We start from the raw sequence: 21359 nt of genomic DNA on the forward strand, positions 1-21359 counted from the left end.
CCTCAATTGAATAAGCTGTTTTTTGCCCTCGTTGCCAAGCGCATAGTCGCTACTTTATCAGCCTTGCTGGTGATTGGGATCGGCTGTGGTGCTGGGGTCTGGCAATTAAGCAGGGCTGATACCAAAATTGCCTTGGCAGCGAATTTACAGGCTCGCCAACAAATGCCCATCTTAAGTGCCAATGCAACACCATGGACTTTGGAAGAGGCTAGTGAGCGCCGTATGATTGCTCGTGGGCGATATGTTCCTGAGGCAGCAATTTGGCTGGATAACAGGCCAAGACCCATTCCTCCTGTTGGTAGCGCCACTGCACAGTCCGGCTTTTACCTGATGATGCCATTGAGGCTTGAGGGGAAAGACAAGGTTCTTTGGGTGAATCGGGGTTGGGCGCCGCGCAACAATGAAAATCGCGAAACCCTTCCACCCGTGCAAACCCCAAATACAGTAGTCAATATTGAAGGCGTTGTATTTGCTCATCCCGGAAAAGTCTATGAGCTTGGGAGCAGCAAGATTTCTGCTGATATAAACAAACCAAGAATTGAGCAAAATTTTGATTTAACAACTGAAGGCAAGTTACATGGCTGGAGTCAAGCGCCCTTTATCTTGCGTGAGATTGAGATTGGCATAGAGGATGGCTTAATCCGCGATTGGGCGCCTCTGACAAGTGGGGTCGATCGCCATTATGCTTATGCATTCCAGTGGTTTGCTTTGGCTTTTGCTGGATTTTTATTTTGGTTGCTAAGTGGCCTGCGGCAATACAAACGACAGGGATTAGTGAATGGGGATCAAGAGTGAGTGATAAAGAGTTATTAATTCCAGCTTCACAGGTGGATGCATCTGAGATTAATGCGCGTACGCGTCGTGGCCGTATTCAGATGTTGTTGTTATTGCTTGCCTGTGCCTCACCAGTTCTCGCCTCTTACTTTGCTTATTACGTAATCAAACCTGAGGGTGGAAAAACCAATTTCGGAACACTCGTATATCCAGCCCAAGAGTTCAATGCGGCGTGGCTTGACGCCCCCCTCCAGGGTAAATGGACTCTCTTGGTTGCTCGTCCAGCTGGTGAATGCCACATCAAAGATGAGAAATGTATTGAAGCTTTATTTCTGATGCGCCAAACCAAAGTTGCCATGGGTAGAGAAAGCGAACGCTTGCAGTTAATCTGGGTTAATACAGATGGTAAGCCTGTTGACCCTCAAGTTCTCAAGATTTATGACGAAAAGACGGCAGGGCTTAAGGTGCTTACATTGCCTTCAGACCCAAAGCAAAAGGCGGATTTTGAGGCTTGGTTAAATAAAGAGGGCGTAGGACAGCAAATTCAGTTGATTGATCCAAGCCCGGCAAAGATGATGTATTTCCCAGTGACCAATTCACCTAAAGAATTTTCTAGTATGAAGAAAGACTTGGAAAAGCTTCTGAAGTTAAATCACAAAGGCGAGAATTTGTAATGCCCAGTTTCCTTTTATTTCTGGAACTGGCAGCCATCGCTATTATTTTTGCTGGCCTACCACTCTTCTTCATTTGGAAAAAGCCTGGCTATAGCTTGTTGCAAAAACTCAATTGGGTCTTGGTCTTCATGACCTTTGATCTAATTGTATTTGGCGCATTTACACGCCTCACTGACTCTGGGCTGGGCTGCCCTGATTGGCCTGGATGCTACGGTACTTCCAATCCTTTTCATGCGCTAACCGATATACAACAGGCACAGATTGCTTGGCCTACTGGGCCGGTCACAATTATTAAAGCCTGGATTGAGATGATTCATCGCTATTTAGCCATGACAGTAGGTACATTGATTTTGGTACAAGTGGCTATTGCATTTTCTAAACTAAAGTCCTTGGGAAAAAATCCTTTGCTCGGCAGCTTGGGCTTGCTTTTATTGGTCTGCATTCAAGGCGCCTTTGGTGCTTGGACTGTCACCCTGAAATTGCAGCCAATCATTGTTACAACACACCTGATGTTGGCCTTAGTCTTGTTGGCTTGCTTAACGGCGTATGCGCAGCAGTCATGGGAGGGTAGGTCCTCTGCAATTCGCACCATTCGGGTACGGCCGCTTTCTGCGCAACTCCTCACCCTTTCTTTTATGGTTTTATTCATCCAAATTTTTCTAGGTGCGTGGGTGAGTACTAATTACGCTGTATTAGCGTGCCCTGATTTCCCGATGTGTTTAGGAGGTGCTTGGCCTGAGACCAATTGGAGTGAGGGCTTTACTCTTTGGCGTCAGTTAGGCCTGAATGCGCAAGGAGAATTCATCTCTCCAGAGGCCTTGCAAACAATCCACTGGGCGCACCGCCTTTTTGCCATGCTGGTATTGGTCGTGCTTGGTACTCTGGGCTGGAGTGCTCTCGCACTGGCAACCCCAGTTCTATCAGGCCTTAGTCAAGTGGCCAAGCTATTGCTAGGAGTGCTTTTATTGCAAGTCATCACTGGTATTTCTAATGTGGTGTTTCAGTGGCCGTTATTGGCGGCTTTATTGCACACTGCCGGCTCTGCGGCTTTGGTATTCTGTTTGGTCAGAATGAGTTATTGGGCTTCTTGGAAGCCTTTCATTCAAAAGAAGATGGCGTAAATATGAGCGACTCTAAAACAAGCGCACCAGTGGCTATGCCACGTTGGCGTCAATATTGGGTTTTAACTAAACCCCGAGTGACTCAGCTCGCCGTTTTTTGTGCAGTGATTGGTATGTTCTTGGCAACGCCTGGCATGGTTCCGTATCCAGTGCTCTTTGGTGGCATTGTTGGGATCTGGCTTTTAGCTGGCGCTGCATTTGCAGTGAACTGTTTGATTGAGCAAGCCGTTGATGCCAAGATGAAGCGCACTGCTTGGCGTCCATCAGCCACCGGCGAAGTGACGCCTTTTCACATCATTATTTTCTCAATTGTTCTGGGTTCGCTCGGAATGATTATTTTGTGGAATTTTTGTAACCCATTAACGATGTGGTTAACACTTGCTACCTTCGTTGGTTATGCAGTGATTTATACCTGGTTACTAAAGCCTGCCACGCCACAGAATATTGTGATTGGCGGTTTATCTGGTGCGATGCCACCAGCCTTGGGCTGGGCTGCAGTGACCAATACCCTTTCTGCAGAAGCCTGGCTTTTGGTTCTGATTATTTTTGTGTGGACCCCTCCACATTTCTGGGCACTTGCTTTGTATCGTCGTGATGACTACGTTCAATCGGGTTTACCAATGCTGCCAGTGACTCATGGCGAGCGTTTCACACTGCTGAATATCGTTCTCTATACCCTTATATTAATTGCAGCTACGATGCTGCCTTATATCTATGGCATGAGCGGTATGGTCTATTTAGTTTCAGCAATCATCTTGGGCTTAATGTTCCTGGCCTATGTCATTGCCTTGTTTATTTCCTATAGCGATGCTTTAGCCAAAAAGACCTTCCGCTTTTCTATTACCTATCTTTCGCTACTCTTTGCGGCGCTTTTGATAGACCATTATTTCCTCTGAGAATCATATGAATTTTCTGCGCATTTGCTTTTTAGCAATTCTTTGTTTCGTATTGACTGCTTGCAGCCCAAAACCAGAGTTTAAAAATATTGATATCACTGGCAGCACCGCTTTCGGAAAAGACTTTAGTTTGGTGGATCCCGACGGCAAGGTCAGAACCTTGGCGGACTTTAAGGGAAAAGTAGTGGTGATGTTTTTTGGGTATACCCAGTGCCCTGATGTTTGCCCGACCACCTTAACTGAAATGCAGCAAGTTATGACGCTCTTGGGGTCTCAGTCCGATAAGGTGCAAGTACTTTTTGTCACTGTAGATCCTGAGCGCGATACTGCAGAGATTCTCAAGCAGTATGTCCCTGCCTTTGATCCTCGTTTCTTGGGTTTGCGTCCCGCAGATGAGGCAGCTTTGGAGAAGGTGACGAAAGACTTCAAGATTTATTACAAGAAGGTTCCAGGATCTAAGCCAGGCTCTTACACCATGGATCACACAGCGGGTAGCTATGCATTTGATCCTGAGGGTCATCTACGTTTGTATATCAAGCACGCTCAAGGTCCAGAGACCTTGGCGCATGATTTAAAAGAACTATTAAAGTGAGGGAATTAAAGAAGTTTTCTACCTGCAAACTTCTTGATTGATTAAGCTGCTTGCAACAGGCCGCGCATCTTTTTTAGAGCAGCGGTTTCAATTTGACGAACGCGTTCTGCGGAGATGCCATATTCGCTAGCAAGATCATGTAACGTCTTAGTACCATTGCCTTCGGCATCCATAGCCAGCCAACGAGATTGCACAATATTGCGACTACGCTCATCTAAAGCCATGAGTGCCTGGTCTAGTTTGGGACCTTGCAAGGCATCTGCTTCAGCGCTGGCAATGCGAGCAGTAGGCTCTTGTGAGTTATCCGCTAGCCATTGAATAGGGGCGTAAGCAGATTCATCATCGCTGTCATCGCCCTCTAGAGCGACATCGCCACCAGCAAGGCGCATTTCCATTTCTTTAACATCAGAACCTTTGACATCAAGTGCTTTAGCCAAGGCGTCAACCTCACTAGGTGTAAGCGCACTCAAGGTAGGCTTGTTGCTGCGTAAGTTAAAGAATAATTTGCGTTGTGCTTTGGTGGTTGCAGTTTTTACTAGGCGCCAATTCTTGAGAATGTACTCATGAATCTCTGCTTTGATCCAATGTATTGCATATGACACTAAACGTGCGCCATTGTCTGGGTCATAGCGTTTAACAGCTTTCATCAAGCCAATATTGCCTTCTTGAATTAAGTCAGCATGCGGGATTCCATAGCCAAGATATTGGCGAGCAATAGAAACGACTAAGCGTAAATGAGAGAGCACTAAAGTTTTGGCGGCATCGACATTTTCAGTACGACGAAATTCCTGCGCAAGATGTAACTCTTCCGCAGCACTAAGCATCGGCACTCGATTAACATACGAAATGTATGAATCGAGAGTGCCAACCCCAAGAGTTGGCAACATCTGAAATGCAGGCGCAGACGCAGTCTGCGCGACTGGCAGCGTTTGCAAATTCGGGTTGTCGGATTTCTTTTGAACCATTTTTTCTTATAAAGGTGAGGTGTTAATAGAGATCTATTTTAGCACTCTTGTCAAGAGAGTGCTAATGGTTTTAATGAACTGTAAGCTATTGATTTAATTGAATAATTCAGATGAATATTGCCCTGCGGTGAAGGGGGCTAAATCCTCAATTCCTTCGCCCTTGCCTAGGGCTAGAACAGCGGGTTTTGGGCCATCCTGTAGGGTGTGGGCTAAGGCACAGATCACGCCGCCCTTAGCGGTGCCATCAAGCTTGGTAACGATGATTCCAGTCAGGCCAAGAGCGGCATGAAATGCCTTTACTTGGCTCAAGCCGTTCTGCCCAGTATTGCCATCTAAAACAAGCAGGGTGTGGTGAGGCGCCCCAGGAAGTGCTTTACCAATGACACGTTTTACTTTCTTGAGCTCTTCCATGAGGTTGTCCTGGGTGGCGAGACGGCCTGCAGTGTCAATGATGAGAATATCGTTCTTGCGAGAGATGGCAGCATGAATGGCATCGTGTGCAACGGCTGCTGCATCACCACCTTCTTGAGTAATAACGTCAACCTGGTTGCGTCCACCCCACTCCTGAAGCTGGTTACGTGCCGCAGCTCTAAAAGTATCGCCGGCAGCCAAGAGAACTGATTTTCCCTGAGACTGAAAGAGTCGGCAAAGTTTGCCAATGGTCGTAGTCTTGCCGGCTCCATTTACCCCTACAACCAACCACACCTCTGGAGTGTTAGGCTTATCACTTGTAAATAGTGGGTTTGGTGAAGGTTCAATAGCAGTCAATAGTGCGCTGACTTCTTGAATGAGAAGAGTTTGCAACTCCTCTGGACTAGAGGCCTTTTCAGACTTTGCTGCTTTTCGTAGTTTGGTGATGAGTTGTTCAGTCGTAGGTAGACCCACATCACTTTGAATGAGTGATTCTTCTAAGGTTTCAAACCAAGATTCATCAACCTTGTTTGATTTGAAAAGGGATCCGAGGGTTTTACGTAAGCCGAACATAATCGATACAATTTAAAACTTGCATCTTATCAATTTAATTCTAGGGATATGGTGATTTAGCAGATGCTTTCCAATTTACTCCGAATTTCCTTTTTATTCTTTGTCATTAGCCAGCATACTTGGGCTGCTGGTCCTGATTCAGGGGATACGCATGAGTATCGGTTGAGCAATGGCCTCAAATTGATCATCAGGGAAGACCATCGTGCGCCAACAGTAGCTCATATGGCTTGGTATCGCGCCGGATCCATTGATGAGGTCAATGGGAAGACGGGCGTTGCCCACGTGCTTGAACACATGATGTTTAAGGGTACCGATAAAGTGAAGGCGGGTGAATTTTCTCGCTTGGTAGCCGCGGTCGGTGGGCGCGAAAATGCATTTACCTCGCACGATTACACCGCTTATTTTCAGCAAGTTGAAAAATCAAAATTAGAAGACGTGATCAAGCTTGAAGCAGATCGTATGTCTAACCTCAATTTTGATGATGCAGAATTCTTAAAAGAAATTCAGGTCATCATGGAGGAGCGTCGCTTACGAACAGAAGACAATCCTAGTAGTTTGCTCAACGAATCATTAATGGCAACCGCTTATATGAGTTCTCCATATCGCCATCCGGTGATTGGTTGGATGAATGACTTAGAGAATATGAAAGCGTCCGATGCGCGAGATTGGTATCGTAGTTGGTATAAGCCAAACAATGCAACCGTAGTCATCAGCGGTGATGTGGATGCTAAAAAGGTTTTGAATATGGCGGAGAAGTATTACGGCGTTGCCGCTGCTCATGAGTTGCCAGTGCGTAAGCCGCAAATTGAGTCGCCTCAAAAAGGGATTAAGCGGGTCCAGGTAAAGGCGCCAGCTGATAGTGCTCAACTGACTATGGCTTGGAAGGTGCCGCGCCTCGATCCCGGTAAGCCGGATGACCCCGAGCCGTATGCTTTAGAGCTTTTGACAGCAGTGCTGGATGGCTATGACAATGCCCGCTTAAATCGCACGCTCGTTAAGCAGGAAAAAGTAGTCAATGATGTAGGCGTGGGGTACGACATGATCTCCCGGGGGCCAGAACTATTTTTAATTAGCGCCACGATGGCTAAAGGAAAAACAGTCGATCAGGCTCAGGTAAGCATCCGGAAGGCGCTTGACGAAATAAAGCAGAAAGGAATTCTTGAATCTGAGCTCAAAAGAATTAAGGTTCGCATCCTGTCGGAGCAAATCTATAAGCGCGACTCTATCTTTGGTCAAGCAATGGAAATTGGCAGTACAGAGATGGCAGGATTTTCTTGGAAGGACATTGATTACATGCTGGAGAAAATGCAAACCATTACACCTGAGCAAGTGCAAGCAGTTGCAAAAAAATATCTGGTTGATGAGGGTTTGACGATTGCGGTATTGGATCCTCAGGCGCGTCAAGCTGCAGGTAAGGAGAGCAAGTGATGAATCTCTTCGTTAAAGGTATTTCAGTTTGCCTCTTTGCTTTTGGCTTGCTTAGTAACGCGCACGCCATCTTACCGATCGAGAAGTTAGATTCTTATAAGGGTGCCAAGGCATATTTAGTGCAAACCAAAGCGCTGCCGATGGTAGACATTGAAGTGAGCATTGATGCAGGCGATCGCTATGACCCTGCTGGCAAAAGTGGCCTAGCCGATATGGTTGCAGGCCTCATGAATTATGGGGTTAGGGGTAAAAAAGGGGCTCTCACTGAAGCTCAAATAGCTGATGAAATCGCTGATCTTGGAGCCAATATTGGCCTATCGGTGAGCGGTGAGCGAGCAATCTTGCGCATTCGCAGTTTGAGTCGAAAAGACTTGCGCGATAGAGCGGTACAACTAGCCTCTGCTATGTTGAGCGAGCCGACTTACGATTCAAAAATTGTTGAGCGTGAGAAACAAAGAACGATAACAAGTTTGCTTGAGGCGGAAACTAAGCCCGAGTTTGTTCTCGAACGTCGTTTTAAAAAATCAGTGTATGGAAACTATCCCCTAGCTGATTCGCCAACAGTGAAATCAGTTGCTGCTGTAAGTGTGAATGACTTAGTGCAATTTCATAAGCAGTTTTATCGCAGTGACCGCATGATTGTGAGTATTGTTGGCGATATTGATCGCGCTCAAGCAGAAGAAATCGTCAAAGCTTTGTTAAAGCAGATTCCTGCTTCAGGACAGCCGATCGCAAAGTTGCCTGAACTCGAGCGCTCTCCTGTGGAGCCTCTGGCGCAAAGAGAAATTCAAATTCCTTTTGATTCTCAGCAGGCCCACATTGCTATGGGGATGACGGCGGTTGCTCGTAACAACCCTGATTACTTCCCATTACTGGTTGGTAACTATGTTTTAGGCGGCGGCGGTTTTGTCTCTCGCTTGATGGCTGAGGTGCGTGAGAAGCGCGGTCTGGCATACAGCGTGTTTAGTTACTTTATTCCTGGAAAAGAGAATGGCATTTTTCAAGCGGGCCTACAAACCAAGAGTGATCAGGCTGCGCTGGCTTTAGAGGTGATGAGTTCTACCACTGCTCAATTTATCGCCGATGGACCCACTCCATCTGAGCTTATGGCTGCTAAAGCAAACCTAGTGAATGGTTACCCATTGCGGATTGATAACAATCGCAAGTTGTTGGACAACCTCTCTTCAATTGCATGGAATGGCTTGCCGCTCGATACGATGGATGTATGGACAAAGCAAGTTGAGGCGGTAACTTTGGAGCAGGTCAAGACTGCATTCCAAAAATACCTTGCAATGGATCGTATGAAGATTATTGTATTGGGAGCAAAAAATAAATAAGCCCAATAAAGTAAGCAAGCCTTTAAAGACTGAGCCGCCGAAGAAGGTGCGGATTATTGGTGGTAATTGGAGAAGTCGTTTGCTAACGGTTTTGGACCTGCCTGGCCTACGCCCTACAACTGATCGCATTCGGGAAACGCTCTTTAATTGGTTGGGACAAGATTTAACAGGTTTACGATGCCTAGATCTTTTTGCGGGTACCGGTGCTTTGGGTTTTGAGGCCGCATCAAGAGGCGCTGCATTGGTTGTGTTGCTGGAGAAAGAAAAAAAGGCTTACATAAATTTAACAGCCAATTTTGCTTTATTGCAGTCTTCACCAGCTGCTGGCCTTGTAGAAATTTTGCAGCGAGATAGCCTTGAGTTTCTGAAGCAGCAGGCAGATCGTTCTAGCAATTTAATTTTTATTGATCCACCATTCCAGGATTCGGGTTTATTAGATCGCGCCGTTATCCAGGCAGCTAGGGTTTGTGATGACTCGGCAGGCGGTGGTATTTATGTGGAATTTCCCTCTAGTCGACCACGCGAGGAGGTGGAGGCCTTACTACCGGACTGGCATTGTGGAAAATACTTAGAGGCTGGACAGGTAAAAGCCTGTCTATTTCGGGGTGGAAGAGGCTAAACTCTTGCCTGTAGCCGATAAAGCCTTAGGAACGTTATGACAGTTGCCGTTTACCCTGGAACATTTGATCCATTTACTCGTGGTCACGAGGACTTGGTCCGCCGCGCATCGAGCATTTTTACGGAGTTGATTGTGGGTGTTGCCGACAGTCGCAGCAAACGTCCATTCTTCAATTTAGAAGAGCGCATTGCTATCGCCAAGGAAGTACTTGGCCACTATCCGAATGTAAAAGTCGTTGGCTTTACTGGCTTATTAAAAGATTTTGCACGCGAGCATCAAGCGCGCGTGATCGTGCGGGGGTTACGTGCTGTATCTGATTTTGAGTATGAGTTCCAAATGGCAGGCATGAATCGTTACCTGCTTCCTGACGTTGAAACTTTATTCTTAACCCCATCCGATCAGTATCAATTTATCTCAGGCACTTTCGTGCGTGAGATAGCTTCAATGGGTGGTGATGTGAGTAAGTTTGTTTTTCCATCAGTGGAAAAATGGCTCGTCAGAAAAATTGCTTCAGGCACTCAGAATAAAGAGTGACCAAATGAAATTTGGCGAGTAAATCATGGCATTAATGATCACGGACGAATGCATTAACTGCGATGTCTGCGAGCCGGAGTGTCCAAATGATGCTATTTACATGGGTCTGGAGATTTATGAAATCAATCCCGATAAATGTACCGAATGCATAGGTCACTATGATGCCCCCCAATGTCGCCAGGTCTGTCCAGTCGACTGCATCCCATTTAATCCTGAGCACACAGAAACTCAAGAGCAGTTAATGGTGAAGTTCACGCGTTTAACTGCTGCCAAAAAAGCCAATACAGCTTAACTGAGCAGCTTAGTTCAGTAATTAGCCCTTGGAGTGCAACTCCATCATAGCGTTTTGAGTGTCGCCTTTTAAAAAGAGCGGCAAAATTTGCAGGCTATTTTCAATGCTGATATCAATAAGTTTTTGCTCGTCCAATTGAGGTCTACGCAATACATAATCTGCAACATCCATCGGGCGTCCATCACCAGCTAAATCTCTGGGGTGGCCAATGCCTAAGCGTAAGCGCCAATAATCTGGGGTACTTAAATGCGCTTGGATATCTTTCAAGCCATTGTGACCGCCAGTGCCGCCACCTAACTTCAGTCGTGCAGTACCAGGCTTCAAATCCAGTTCATCTTGGACTATCAAAATATCCGCAGGAGTGATTTTGTGAAAGCGGCATAGCGCGCCAACCGATTGCCCACTCAGGTTCATGTAAGTGCTTGGCTTGAGTAAGTAAAGATCTTCGCCTTCCCATTTAGCTTTAGCTACTTTGCCATGAAAGCGTTTTTCAGATTCAAAACGAGTGCTTAGTTGTTTTGCCAAGACGTCAACAAACCAGAAGCCAGCATTGTGCCGATCTTCTTTATGCTCATCTCCAGGATTGCCTAGGCCAACAATTAATTTAGTCATGTTGAGAGTTTAAAGATATAAAAGTATTTCGCCAAAAAAGAGTGAAAACTTAGGGCAATAAAAAAGGCCCGCTTGCGCAGGCCTTCTTGTACAAGCGATTGAGCTAAAAATTAAGCTTTATCTTTTGGCGCCTCAGCTGCAGAGGCTGCGGCTGCTGGTGCAGCAGGCGCGTCTGTAGGCTCAGCACCTTTAACTGCTGGGATACGTGCGTTAGCAAGTACTGGATTCTCTTGCTCAACATGCAATACCAAGGTAACGCCTTTTGGCAATGCGATGTCTTTAGCGTGAATACCGTGACCAACTTCAATCTTCGCCAAGTCCACTTCAATGAACTCTGGCAAGTCTGCTGGTAAGCAAGAAACTTCGAGTTCAGTAAGGATGTGGCTAATAACGGCACCTTGCAATTTCACAGCAGCTGAAGTGTCAGCATTAGCGAAGTGCAATGGAACGCGCATATGAACTTTCTCAGTCGCAGATACGCGCTGGAAGTCAATATGCAATACCAATGGCTTGAATGGATGCATTTGGTAATCGCGCAACAACACTTTTTGTGTCTTACCGCTAATTTCCAAATCCAAAATGGATGAGTGGAATGCTTCCTTGCGGAGAGCATGGAACAACGCGTTGTGGTCTAACTCGATGACCAAGGCTGGATCTTTACTACCGTAAACGATTCCCGGAGTTTTTCCGGAATTGCGCAGACGGCGGCTCGCACCCGTTCCCTGTACGCTTCTTTCAAAGGCAACTACTTTCATGATGATTTTCCTAGTTAAGGTTAATTTCCGTTCGCGACCAAACAGAAAAGCCTTCGATTATATCGTGGGAAAGGGTGTTTTTGCCTGCAAAAGGCTTAAAACTGCCAAAAACCAGGGTAAAACGGTGATTTTTGACTTATTCAGCAAACATCGACATCACTGAATCACCTTTGCTGATGCGGGAAAGGGTTTCAGCGAGGATCGGAGCAACGCTCAATTGGCGAATTTTGGATACTTTCATGGCCTCTGCAGTCAGGGGAATGGTGTCGGTAACAACCAACTCATCCAATTCAGAGGCTGCAATACGGGCTACAGCACCGCCTGAGAGCACGGCGTGAGTACAGTAGGCGGTAACGCCCTTAGCACCGCGCTCTTTAAGCGCTTCAGCTGCTTTACAGAGGGTTCCACCGGTATCGATGATGTCATCCATGATGACGCAATGGCGGCCTTCTACTTCGCCAATGAGGTGCATCACTTCGGATACGTTTGCTTTAGGACGGCGTTTATCAATAATCGCCAAATCAGTGCCTAATTGCTTAGCCATTGCACGGGCTCGAACCACGCCGCCAATGTCTGGAGACACAATGATCAAGTCTTTTTTAGTTTTCTGTGCCTCCAAGTCAGCCAAAAGGACTGGGGAAGCATAGATGTTGTCTACCGGAATATCAAAGAAGCCCTGAATTTGGTCAGCATGCAGATCCATAGTCAAAACACGCTCAATGCCAGCTACTGACTGAAGCATGTTAGCCACAATCCGAGCGGAAATAGCTACGCGGGCAGAACGAGGGCGGCGGTCTTGACGGGCATAACCGAAGTAAGGAATCACTGCGGTTATGCGGCTTGCAGATGCTCGTTTCAGAGCATCAATCATGATCATGAGTTCCATCAAGCTGTCATTTGTAGGTGCGCAGGTTGATTGGATCACCACGACATTCTTGCCGCGGACGTTCTCTTGAATTTCTACTTGAATCTCGCCATCAGAGAATCGGCCAACAAAGGCTTTTCCCATTGGGAGTTTGAGTTCTTTGGCTACAGCCTCAGCCAAAACGGGATTTGCGTTGCCTGTGAAAAGAGTCAATAAATCTGCGTTTGTGGAGGACATAGTCTTATGGGTTTTGTGAGGTCAAAAGGTTATCTTTATCGTTTCTACAGTACTTGGCAGGGGAAGAAGGATTCGAACCTTCGCATGCTGGAATCAAAATCCAGTGCCTTAACCAGCTTGGCGATTCCCCTACAGGTCAATCTGAAGAAATCAAATTGTAAGCGGGATTTTTATTTAGCCCCCGAACAACCCGACCTACCCACCCTTCAGGAAGATTTTGCAGAAGATTTTCTAGTTTTGCGGTGTCGGTCTTAGGGTCTAAGACTGCGAAAACGCTACTACCAGAACCAGACATTCGGGGCTGTGAGCCCGGTACTGCCTGGGTAATCCAATCCAAAGTTTGCTTCACTTCTGGGCAAATCCGCATCGCTACAGCCTGACAATCATTCGATTGATATAACAATGGCGATGCAAGAAAGCCATCAATTGTAATCTGAGCGTGATCTCGGGTCAATTCCGGGTCTTGAAAAATGCTTGCTGTTGAGATGCCTTGATTAGGAAATATCACCAAAAAATCAGGGGTTTGGAGGGAAATTGCTTGAATTTTCTCCCCAATGCCTTCAACAAATGCATTTTGACCAAAAATGAAGAAGGGGACATCGGCACCGAGCTGAAGCCCTAGGGTGCAAAGCGTTTCTTTGGAGAGATTGAGATTCCAAAGGGCGTTAAGACCAATCAATGTAGTTGCTGCGTCAGAGGACCCGCCCCCCATGCCCGCACCCATTGGAATTTCTTTATGAAGATGGATTTCAACGCCAGCCTCAATATTGCAAAAATCTTTTAGTAGCTTAGCTGCGCGAACCACCAAATCTTGTTCTGGCGGAACTCCGGGAATGGGATTGATGCGGCGCACTTCATTTTCAGAAATGCTTTTTAGGTGGATGGTGTCACACCAGTCAATTAGTTGAAAAACAGACTGAAGTAGGTGATAACCATCTGCTCTACGTCCGACGATGTGTAAAAAAAGATTGAGCTTAGCCGGCGAACGAAGAGATAAAGAATCGGGTTTCGCCATTGTTCTTTTGCTTAGTCATTCGGGCGGTCAAACACGAGGCGTATATCAATCGATCCGATATTCGAGCTACGCGTCATGGTGAGTTTTTCGAGGCGATTGGTATTGCTCCAGGTGTATACCAAGTCCCAGCCATCCTGACTAATTTTACTTACTTGACCATTTGCATTTCTATCAACACTTGCCTCGCTTCCAGGACGCACTTCGCCTCTTAACCAGTTTGATAATCCGCGAGCTGGTAGTGGTAGGCCTAATGTGTTTTGCAATAAGGTATCTGCATCAACTGCAGTAACTACTTTGCCATCACTTTCGAGTGTGGCTTCACCTGGCGTAATAGTAATTTTTGCAATCGAGCCACCCATGGGATTGCGTATTTCTAAAACATCCTTTAATGCTTCTTGGGTCAAGGTAAAGCCACCAGAGCCACCTTGGTTTTGTGACTCAGTTAAGCCAATGACTTTGACGGCAAAGCGCCCATCCCATGAGCCCTTAGATGCTTGGTCATCCCTTGCCCAGTCTGGCTTTAGACGTTGTAGGGTTTCTTTCAGGGTTGGATTATTGGCGTCTATTTTTTGTCCCTGGCGCCACATCTCTTCAGCTTCCGCACGGCGATTCATGGCCCACAACACTTCACCAGTATGAGCCGCAATATCAGCTTCTGGTTTCATAGCAAATGCTTGTTGTAATTGTTCTAATGCGAGGGTATTTTTACCTAGACGAAAATTGACCCAACCCAAGCTGTCCAAAATAAAACTATCTTTTGGAGACAGTTGATGTGCTTTACTGATGAGCGCATATGCCTCAGGTAACTTCAAATTACGGTCAGCTAGAGAATAGCCAAGGGCATTAAGAGAATTTACATCGTTTGGGTTCTTGCGCAAAATGTCACGCAGTGTTTTTTCCATTACATCCATGTGACCTACTTTTTCAGCAGACATGGCATAGGTATAAAGCAGGCCCGGATCTTTGGGTGGAATCTTGACAGTAGATGCGATTTCATAAAAAGCGCGTAAAGCATCCGACTCATCTTTCGCTTTAGCAAGCAATGCTTGTAATTGCAAAAGAGTATTCTCCTGTTCGGCGGGAGTTTGTTGGCGCAATAGAGTAATTGCTGGCTTGACAGCATCAGACCAGCGATTACTTAAGATCAATAGCGTTACCAGGACTTCTTTAGGTTTGGTATCCGAAGCTGGAGAGAGTTCATCCCAAGCTTTCGCTGCTTGCATGGCTAAATCTGGGGAACCTCCAGCAATCGCAATTTCCATAGCTCTTTGAGCAAGCCTGGGGTCCTGGTATTGACGCGCCATCTCCAGGTAGGTGTTGTAAGCCAAGCCAGCCTCACCCCGCTGAAGGGCGATTTCAGAGGCGAGCACCTCAAAGACCGCTTCGCCAGTTTGTAATCCATTTGCCTGGGTTTGGGCATGAGCTGATGAAATGACTCCACCAGTGAGGGCTGCCAGGAATAAACCCTTTAAAAGAGGTTTCAGTGTGAATTTACTCATAAGCACATTCTAATCCGCGAATCTACAATCCATTTATGCCAGAACTTCCAGAAGTAGAAGTCACCCGATTAGGAATCGCCCCCCATCTTGAGGGGCGCAAGGTCAGCGCCGTCAATATTATTGATGGACGCTTGCGTTGGCCAGTGCCCGCCAACCTCTCTAAAAGCTTGCCTGGGCAAAAAGTGCATGCTATTGAAAGGCGTGGGAAGTATCTTTTATTAGAAATGGATACGGGCTACTTACTGATTCATTTGGGGATGACGGGAACTTTGCGTGTACTCCCAAGCTCGGACCCCCTTAAGATTCATGATCGCGTGACGCTAGAGTTCGGTAAGTTCAGTTTGCGTTTACATGATCCACGAAAATTCGGCGCCGTCTTATGGCATCCTAAATCAAAAGGTCCCATTGAAACATTTGCGCTTTTGCAAAAGCTAGGAGTGGAGCCGTTTTCTCCAGAGTTTGCGGGTGAGCTGGGCGCAGATATTTTGTATCAAAAATCCCGCAAACGTAGTGTTGCTGTGAAGCAGTTTCTTTTGACGGGGCAAGCGGTTGTCGGGGTCGGCAATATTTATTGTTCTGAAAGTTTATTTGAGGCAGGTATTCATCCAGCTAAAGCTGCAGGAAAGCTCACACGTCCGCAATGTTCTCGTTTGGCTGAAGCGGTGAGATTGATTTTGAAAAAAGCGATTGCAGCTGGCGGCAGTAGTTTGAAAGATTTTGTAAATAGCGATGGTGATCCTGGACACTTTATGGTCCAAACCAAGGCCTATGACCGCAAAGGACTTCCGTGTAAGGTATGTGGGACGCCTATTAGTCAAATAGTGCAGGGCCAACGTTCCACTTATTTTTGTACTCAATGTCAAAAACGCTGATCAACACATTTGCATCAAAGCTAGTTGCTTGGCATGCGATCAGTGGGCGCTCAGGCTTGCCTTGGCAAGGTAATCGAGACCCTTATGCGGTGTGGGTCTCAGAAATCATGTTGCAACAAACTCAAGTGGCTACTGTCCTTGAGCGCTACCCACGTTTTATGGAGCGCTTTCCTACAGTTAAAAAATTAGCTTGCGCTGATATCGATGAAGTATTGGCTGAGTGGGCGGGATTAGGTTATTACTCGCGCGCTAGAAATCTACACGCTTGCGCAAAGCAAGTCATGACAGAGTTCGGCGGCCAGTTTCCAAGTGACCCCATTTTGCTTGAGCAATTAAAAGGGATTGGGCGATCTACAGCTGGCGCAATCGCTGCATTTGCTTTTCATGAACGAGCACCTATTTTGGATGCGAATGTGAAGCGCATTCTGGCGCGTTTATTTGCGATTGAAGGTGCGATGCAGGATAAGAAAATCAATGATCGACTATGGGATTTAGCAATTGATTTACTACCAACTAAGCCTACAGATATGCCAGTCTATACCCAGGCGCTGATGGACTTTGGCGCTACTTGGTGTATGTCACGCAAACCAGTATGCTTAGGGTCTGAAAAAAAATGCCCATTCACAAAAGACTGCCAAGCTAATTTAAGCAATCAGGTCCTTTTGCTTCCACAAAAAACCAAGAAGACGAAATCTCCAGAATTTGATTGCAATATGTTGTTGATGCGTTCGGGTAATTCCATCCTCTTGCAAAAGCGCCCAAGTAAAGCCATTTGGGGTGGTCTGTGGTCTTTGCCTGAAGGGCCGTGGACCCCTAGGATAGCTCGTGAAAAAGTTATTGAAATAAGCCCGCAGGAATTATTTGCAGCTACATTGCCCGAAGAAAAATTAGCAGCACTTACAAAAGCTTTTAAATCATTAAAGCGAGCCGAAGAAATTAAGCATGTCTTTACGCACCGCAAATTGTGGATGCAGATATGGCAGGTAAGCGCTCCAAAAGAGTTGGCCTTCTTAAATCCAGATCTGAAGTGGGTGCCGTTGGCTCAGCTAGGGCGCCATGGCCTGCCGCAGCCGATTAAGCTTTTGCTGCAGGGATTGAATCTAGTTCGCGGTGACGATCTAAAAAATTAAGTTGCAAGTCCATGAGGTCCTTTTGGGCGCGGAAGTGTTCGCTCAAGCGGCCTACGAGATAGACAGAGCGATGTTGGCCGCCAGTACAACCAATGGCAACCGTTAAATAACTGCGACCATCAGCAATGTAATGGGGTAACCATTTGTTAATGAATTGGGTGATGTCAGATTCCATGCTCATCACCTCTGGAATTTTTTCTAGAAATTCCTTAACGGGCTTGTCATTGCCGGTCAGTGGTCTGAGCGCTTTGTCATAGTGTGGGTTTGGTAGACAACGCACATCAAAAACTAAGTCCGCTTCGCTGGGCACACCCTTTTTAAAGCCAAATGACTCAAAAACTACTGTGAGACCTACCGGTTTGTCTTTGAGGAGATCTTGAATCCAAGAACGCAGTGCATGAGCAGGTAGGTTACTGGTATCGATGCTGTGCGCTTGGGCACGTAGGGGCTCGAGCAAATTACGCTCTTTATCAATTGCCTCAATCAGAGTTGCCGATTGAGATTGTTTGCCATTGGTAGATAAGGGGTGGCGACGACGGGTTTCTGAGAAGCGTTGCACCAAAGTATTGGTATCGGCATTTAGGAATACCACTCTGACCTGATGATTTTTGCGTAGGTTCTCAAGAATGGATGGCAAGTTTGCAATAGATTGGCCGCGACGAGCATCTATAGCAACTGCAACTTGTTCGCATTTTTCTTTTTCAAGAGTGGAGATCAGGTTTTCGAGAAGTGAGACAGGAAGATTGTCAACGCAGTCATAGCCTGCATCTTCAAAAGCTCTCAGGGCTACTGATTTACCTGAGCCTGAGATTCCGGTAATCAGATTGATCTGCATGGCTTAGAGTAGGCGTCCTTGGGACTTTGAGGATTCTGATTCCGCATTCATCTGAATACGTTGACGCTCGATAAATTCTTTTAAGGTATCGATACCGCGCAATTGCAAAATGGTATTGCGTACAGCAGCTTCAACTAGTACGGCTAAGTTGCGACCTGCAGCCACCTGAATTTTGACCGTACGAATGGGGATGCCTAGGACGTCGATATGCTGGGCCTCAAGGGGTAGACGCTCAAATTCGCCATCGGTTCTACGAACGAGCTGAACAATAAGGCGTAGTTTTAATTTACGACGTACTGCGGTTTCACCAAAGATCGTCCGAATGTCGAGCAATCCTAGTCCACGTACCTCAAGTAGGTTGCGCAAGATGACGGGGCAGCGACCCTCAATGTAATCAGGTCCAAGACGTGCAAAGTCAACCGCATCATCGGCTACCAATCCATGTCCACGAGAAATGAGTTCGAGGCCTAATTCACTTTTACCTAGGCCGGATTCGCCAGTAAGAAGTACACCCAAGCCCAGAATGTCCATGAAGACACCATGCATTGTGATTTGAGGGGCACCAATTTTGGTTAAGTAAGTGCGTAAATGATCAATCACTTCCGCAGCAGAAATAGCGGTGGTAAATAGTGGCGTTGAGGAGCGCTGGCAGAATAGTTGCAAGTCTGGATCCGCACTCTTACCATCAGCCACAATGACACAAGGTGGCATCTTGGAGATCAAGTTGGCAATTTGCTCTTGCCTTTGTTTTGGCTCCAGAGCTGCGTGATATTCAACCTCTTGCTCGCCGAAGATTTGAATACGGCTTGGGTGAATAAGGTTTAAGTGACCTACCAAGTCGGAGCTTGCTGCAGCTATTTTTACAGCTTCTGGCGGGAACGTGCGGTCGGCACCTTCAAGACCGCCGATCCAAGACAGCTTTAATTCTGAAACATTGTCATCAAAAATCTGCTGAGCAGTTACTCCTTCTAGGAGTAATGGCTGAGTCATTTTGCTGTACCCCAGTGTTGTAAGAGTTCGCAAACTTTTAAGGGGTCTGCAGTAGACGATAAGGACTCGCGAGCATCGGCATCCGATAGCAGCTGTGCAATCGAAGACAAAATCTCTAAATGTTGTTGGGTGGCTTTTTCGGGCACCAATAAGAAAATCAAGATGGAAACCGCTTCACCATCCGGAGCTGCAAACTCAATTGGGTTCTGCAGTCTCATAAAAGCTGCGCTCGGCTGCTTTAAGCCTTTCACACGACCGTGAGGGATGGCCACACCAGCACCGAGGGCGGTGGAGCCTAAATCTTCACGAGCATTGAGGAACTCTATAACGGAGTTGGCTGTTATTCCTGTTTGTTTAGAAAACAGTTCTCCAGCGGCTGCAAATGTATCAGCCCTGCTTGTGGCGGGGATATCTAATGCAATGCAGTCGGGAGTAAAAAGATTGGTCAGGGCATTCATGTGAATTGATTATAGGTGTCCTGACGCACTAGATCACTCAAAATGCTTTTCGTGGTGATGATCTTGAATCTTTTCTTTGTGTTTGACAACTTGACGCTCTAACTTATCAACCACTGCATCCATAGCGTGATAGAGGTCAGCATTGTGTGCTTCAGCGAACAGATCTTTCCCTTTAAGGTGAATGGTGAGCTCGGCGCTTTGACGCAGATCCTTCTCTTTGGCTTTATCTACTACCAGGAAGGCAGACGCATCAATGACGTGATCGAAGTGCTTACGAATTTTGGTTAGACCCGCCTCAAGATGAGAGCGCATGGCAGGGGTAACTTCCACGTGACGGCTATTAATTTTCAAATTCATTAGCGACTCCTTTTATAGATGCTATAGATGCGTGCGCATAGTCATGCCCGGGGTGCGCAGCAAGCCCCTGAAATTTTTTGTGCTGTTTTTTTGGAAGATAAACCATGAGCCCCCAGCGTATCAGCGAATTTGCTGAAAACCAAGAGGGAAGTGAAATTATTATTGCTTTAAAAGCGGGAAGCCTCGTCTGGCCTACATCCGGAAGTTTTCGCCCAGATAGACTCTGCGGACGGCATCGTTCTGAATAATCTGATCAGGCTTGCCTTCTGCCAATACGCTACCTTCGCTGATGATGTAGGCGTGGTCACAGATACCTAGGGTTTCGCGGACGTTGTGGTCGGTAATTAGTACCCCAATTTGGCGGTCCCGCAGGAAGCGCACAATGCGCTGGATTTCCCCAACAGCAATAGGGTCAACACCAGCAAAGGGCTCATCTAGCAGGATAAATTTTGGCTGGGAAGCTAGCGCTCTCGCAATTTCTACCCGCCTACGTTCACCACCCGATAGGGAGAGGGCTGGGTTATTGCGCAGATGACTGATTTGGAGTTCGCCTAAGAGCTCATCAAGGCGGTTAGCAATTTCGGCCTTAGTAAGGGGTTTGCCGCCTTGAGCTTGAAGCTCTAAGACTGCCTGAATATTTTCAGCTACGTTGAGCTTTCTAAATACAGAGGCTTCTTGTGGCAAATAGGAGAGACCCATTCGAGCGCGCTCATGAATCGGTAAATGCGTAATATCTGCGCCATCTAAAACGATATTTCCACCATCGAGTGGGACTAGTCCAACAATCATGTAGAACGAAGTTGTTTTGCCTGCTCCATTTGGGCCTAGTAGTCCTACCACTTCACCGCATCTGACTTGTACGGATATATCACGAACCACGGTTCTTGAGCCATACCGTTTTTGTAGCTTATGGGCGCTTAGTGTGGGCGCATTATCGATGTGGGCTAAATCCGCTGTCATTTCTCTAGGGTTGCTTTTCGTCTTGGTGAAAGGATGGCTCTTGCTAAGGGCAGATCATCCGGTTTTGCATCTTTAGGGGGCGTGACATGATAGTACTGCTTTACATCATCGTACTCAATTTTCCAGCCCTTTAATTGATCGAGCATTTGCATATTGAGCAAGCGCTTCAAGCTGGCATCGCCTGTCAACGTCAGAAATTCTGTCTTGGCGTCATAGGTAACCTGGGCGCCGCGTCCTTGCATGAATTCATCTGCAAGGCCTTCGCGACGTTGTCTAAAGCTCGCAACCGCTTCTGGAGTACCCACGACATCGACAAACTCATAACCCTGGGGATCGACTTCAATGTGGCCATCCTCACCAGTAACAATAATGCTGCCTTTGATCAGTAGCACCTGACCGTTGAGGTCATAGATTTGCTTAACGTCGTTTACAGAAACTTTTTCCGCTTCCAGAATGACGGGTTTATCTTGGTCTGCTTTTTCTGCGAACGACAAAGATGCAAGGGAGAGCCCAAAGCTCAGGAGCACAAGCCGAACCAATAATATTTTCATCGACATC

At 46.6% G+C, this 21359-nt stretch carries 25 protein-coding genes and 1 tRNA gene; 12 read left to right on the forward strand and 14 right to left on the reverse strand.

Features of this window, described 5'->3' with window-relative positions; translation table 11 throughout:
• Nucleotides 1-6 precede the first annotated feature (6 nt).
• From VC188_RS00605 to VC188_RS00625, 5 genes are read left to right on the forward strand one after another with little or no spacing between them, the layout of a single operon-like run.
• Complete coding sequence (locus VC188_RS00605) at nucleotides 7-795, forward strand: SURF1 family protein (protein WP_323482704.1); 789 nt, start codon at nucleotides 7-9, stop codon at nucleotides 793-795.
• Nucleotides 792-1448, forward strand: coding sequence for a hypothetical protein (locus tag VC188_RS00610; protein WP_323482705.1), 657 nt, complete (start codon nucleotides 792-794; stop codon nucleotides 1446-1448). Before VC188_RS00605 ends, VC188_RS00610 begins: the two co-directional genes overlap by 4 nt.
• The gene (locus VC188_RS00615) at nucleotides 1448-2569 is read left to right on the forward strand and encodes a COX15/CtaA family protein (protein WP_323482706.1); all 1122 of its coding nucleotides are present in this window, start codon (nucleotides 1448-1450) and stop codon (nucleotides 2567-2569) included. Before VC188_RS00610 ends, VC188_RS00615 begins: the two co-directional genes overlap by 1 nt.
• 2 nt (nucleotides 2570-2571) lie before the next feature.
• Nucleotides 2572-3465, forward strand: coding sequence for a heme o synthase (cyoE, locus tag VC188_RS00620; protein WP_215321086.1), 894 nt, complete (start codon nucleotides 2572-2574; stop codon nucleotides 3463-3465).
• Between the two features lie 7 nt (nucleotides 3466-3472).
• Nucleotides 3473-4057 carry an SCO family protein gene (locus VC188_RS00625; RefSeq protein ID WP_072582683.1) on the forward strand — a complete coding sequence of 195 codons (585 nt, stop codon included), beginning with the start codon at nucleotides 3473-3475 and terminating at the stop codon, nucleotides 4055-4057.
• Nucleotides 4058-4098: 41 nt separating this feature from the next.
• On the opposite strand, the gene rpoH is transcribed toward VC188_RS00625, so the two are convergent.
• Together rpoH and ftsY are read right to left on the reverse strand one after the other, a co-directional pair.
• Nucleotides 4099-5022 (reverse strand): RNA polymerase sigma factor RpoH, encoded by a 924-nt coding sequence (rpoH, locus tag VC188_RS00630; RefSeq protein ID WP_323482707.1) that lies wholly within the window; start codon nucleotides 5020-5022, stop codon nucleotides 4099-4101.
• A gap of 93 nt (nucleotides 5023-5115) precedes the next feature.
• Entirely contained in the window at nucleotides 5116-6006 is an 891-nt protein-coding gene (gene ftsY, locus VC188_RS00635; RefSeq protein ID WP_323482708.1) for a signal recognition particle-docking protein FtsY, read from the reverse strand.
• A 63-nt stretch (nucleotides 6007-6069) separates the two neighbouring features.
• On the opposite strand from ftsY, the gene VC188_RS00640 reads away from it, so the two are divergent.
• Genes VC188_RS00640 through VC188_RS00660 form a run of 5 tightly spaced genes read left to right on the forward strand, consistent with a single transcriptional unit; the run spans nucleotide 6070 to nucleotide 10216 of the window.
• Entirely contained in the window at nucleotides 6070-7434 is a 1365-nt protein-coding gene (locus VC188_RS00640; protein ID WP_323482709.1) for a pitrilysin family protein, read from the forward strand.
• The gene (locus VC188_RS00645) at nucleotides 7434-8771 is read left to right on the forward strand and encodes a pitrilysin family protein (RefSeq protein ID WP_323482710.1); all 1338 of its coding nucleotides are present in this window, start codon (nucleotides 7434-7436) and stop codon (nucleotides 8769-8771) included. Before VC188_RS00640 ends, VC188_RS00645 begins: the two co-directional genes overlap by 1 nt.
• Before the next feature lie 46 nt (nucleotides 8772-8817).
• On the forward strand, nucleotides 8818-9390 hold the full coding sequence (gene rsmD / locus VC188_RS00650; protein WP_323482711.1) for a 16S rRNA (guanine(966)-N(2))-methyltransferase RsmD: 573 nt from the start codon (nucleotides 8818-8820) through the stop codon (nucleotides 9388-9390).
• Between the two features lie 36 nt (nucleotides 9391-9426).
• The gene (coaD, locus tag VC188_RS00655) at nucleotides 9427-9924 is read left to right on the forward strand and encodes a pantetheine-phosphate adenylyltransferase (RefSeq protein ID WP_072582688.1); all 498 of its coding nucleotides are present in this window, start codon (nucleotides 9427-9429) and stop codon (nucleotides 9922-9924) included.
• 25 nt (nucleotides 9925-9949) lie between these two features.
• Entirely contained in the window at nucleotides 9950-10216 is a 267-nt protein-coding gene (locus VC188_RS00660; RefSeq protein ID WP_215321080.1) for a YfhL family 4Fe-4S dicluster ferredoxin, read from the forward strand.
• Nucleotides 10217-10237: 21 nt separating this feature from the next.
• Here the strand turns inward: VC188_RS00660 and pth are convergent, their stop codons facing one another.
• The 6 genes from pth to VC188_RS00690 all read right to left on the reverse strand — a co-directional run bounded on the left by pth (nucleotide 10238) and on the right by VC188_RS00690 (nucleotide 15199).
• A complete protein-coding gene (gene pth, locus VC188_RS00665; RefSeq protein WP_215321079.1) occupies nucleotides 10238-10828 on the reverse strand; it encodes an aminoacyl-tRNA hydrolase in 591 nt (196 codons plus the stop codon).
• 110 nt (nucleotides 10829-10938) lie between these two features.
• Nucleotides 10939-11583, reverse strand: coding sequence for a 50S ribosomal protein L25/general stress protein Ctc (locus VC188_RS00670; RefSeq protein WP_215321078.1), 645 nt, complete (start codon nucleotides 11581-11583; stop codon nucleotides 10939-10941).
• A 136-nt stretch (nucleotides 11584-11719) separates the two neighbouring features.
• Nucleotides 11720-12685: a ribose-phosphate pyrophosphokinase gene (locus VC188_RS00675; RefSeq protein ID WP_215321077.1), complete on the reverse strand. Its 966-nt coding sequence runs from the start codon at nucleotides 12683-12685 to the stop codon at nucleotides 11720-11722.
• A 54-nt stretch (nucleotides 12686-12739) separates the two neighbouring features.
• A tRNA-Gln gene (locus VC188_RS00680) sits at nucleotides 12740-12816 on the reverse strand.
• Nucleotides 12817-12821: 5 nt separating this feature from the next.
• On the reverse strand, nucleotides 12822-13700 hold the full coding sequence (gene ispE / locus VC188_RS00685) for a 4-(cytidine 5'-diphospho)-2-C-methyl-D-erythritol kinase (protein ID WP_323482712.1): 879 nt from the start codon (nucleotides 13698-13700) through the stop codon (nucleotides 12822-12824).
• An 11-nt stretch (nucleotides 13701-13711) separates the two neighbouring features.
• Nucleotides 13712-15199, reverse strand: coding sequence for an outer membrane lipoprotein LolB (locus VC188_RS00690; RefSeq protein WP_216190596.1), 1488 nt, complete (start codon nucleotides 15197-15199; stop codon nucleotides 13712-13714).
• Nucleotides 15200-15234: 35 nt separating this feature from the next.
• On the opposite strand from VC188_RS00690, the gene mutM reads away from it, so the two are divergent.
• Complete coding sequence (gene mutM, locus VC188_RS00695) at nucleotides 15235-16071, forward strand: bifunctional DNA-formamidopyrimidine glycosylase/DNA-(apurinic or apyrimidinic site) lyase (RefSeq protein ID WP_323482714.1); 837 nt, start codon at nucleotides 15235-15237, stop codon at nucleotides 16069-16071.
• Nucleotides 16056-17201, forward strand: coding sequence for an A/G-specific adenine glycosylase (gene mutY, locus VC188_RS00700; protein WP_323482715.1), 1146 nt, complete (start codon nucleotides 16056-16058; stop codon nucleotides 17199-17201). Before mutM ends, mutY begins: the two co-directional genes overlap by 16 nt.
• On the opposite strand, the gene rapZ is transcribed toward mutY, so the two are convergent.
• The 6 genes from rapZ to lptA all read right to left on the reverse strand — a co-directional run bounded on the left by rapZ (nucleotide 17146) and on the right by lptA (nucleotide 21352).
• Nucleotides 17146-18036 (reverse strand): RNase adapter RapZ, encoded by an 891-nt coding sequence (rapZ, locus tag VC188_RS00705; RefSeq protein ID WP_215358674.1) that lies wholly within the window; start codon nucleotides 18034-18036, stop codon nucleotides 17146-17148. The two genes, mutY and rapZ, sit on opposite strands and share 56 nt — an antisense overlap.
• A 3-nt stretch (nucleotides 18037-18039) precedes the next feature.
• A complete protein-coding gene (hprK, locus tag VC188_RS00710) occupies nucleotides 18040-19026 on the reverse strand; it encodes an HPr(Ser) kinase/phosphatase (protein ID WP_323482716.1) in 987 nt (328 codons plus the stop codon).
• Entirely contained in the window at nucleotides 19023-19484 is a 462-nt protein-coding gene (locus tag VC188_RS00715; protein ID WP_323482717.1) for a PTS sugar transporter subunit IIA, read from the reverse strand. The genes hprK and VC188_RS00715 overlap by 4 nt, the downstream gene beginning before the upstream one ends.
• A gap of 33 nt (nucleotides 19485-19517) precedes the next feature.
• The gene (hpf, locus tag VC188_RS00720) at nucleotides 19518-19841 is read right to left on the reverse strand and encodes a ribosome hibernation-promoting factor, HPF/YfiA family (protein WP_323482718.1); all 324 of its coding nucleotides are present in this window, start codon (nucleotides 19839-19841) and stop codon (nucleotides 19518-19520) included.
• 192 nt (nucleotides 19842-20033) lie between these two features.
• Nucleotides 20034-20801, reverse strand: coding sequence for an LPS export ABC transporter ATP-binding protein (lptB, locus tag VC188_RS00725; protein WP_323482719.1), 768 nt, complete (start codon nucleotides 20799-20801; stop codon nucleotides 20034-20036).
• Nucleotides 20798-21352 (reverse strand): lipopolysaccharide transport periplasmic protein LptA, encoded by a 555-nt coding sequence (gene lptA, locus VC188_RS00730; RefSeq protein WP_251368468.1) that lies wholly within the window; start codon nucleotides 21350-21352, stop codon nucleotides 20798-20800. Before lptA ends, lptB begins: the two co-directional genes overlap by 4 nt.
• Nucleotides 21353-21359 lie beyond the last annotated feature (7 nt).

The organism is Polynucleobacter sp. MG-28-Ekke-A2, assembly GCF_035012985.1.
GTDB lineage: Bacteria > Pseudomonadota > Gammaproteobacteria > Burkholderiales > Burkholderiaceae > Polynucleobacter.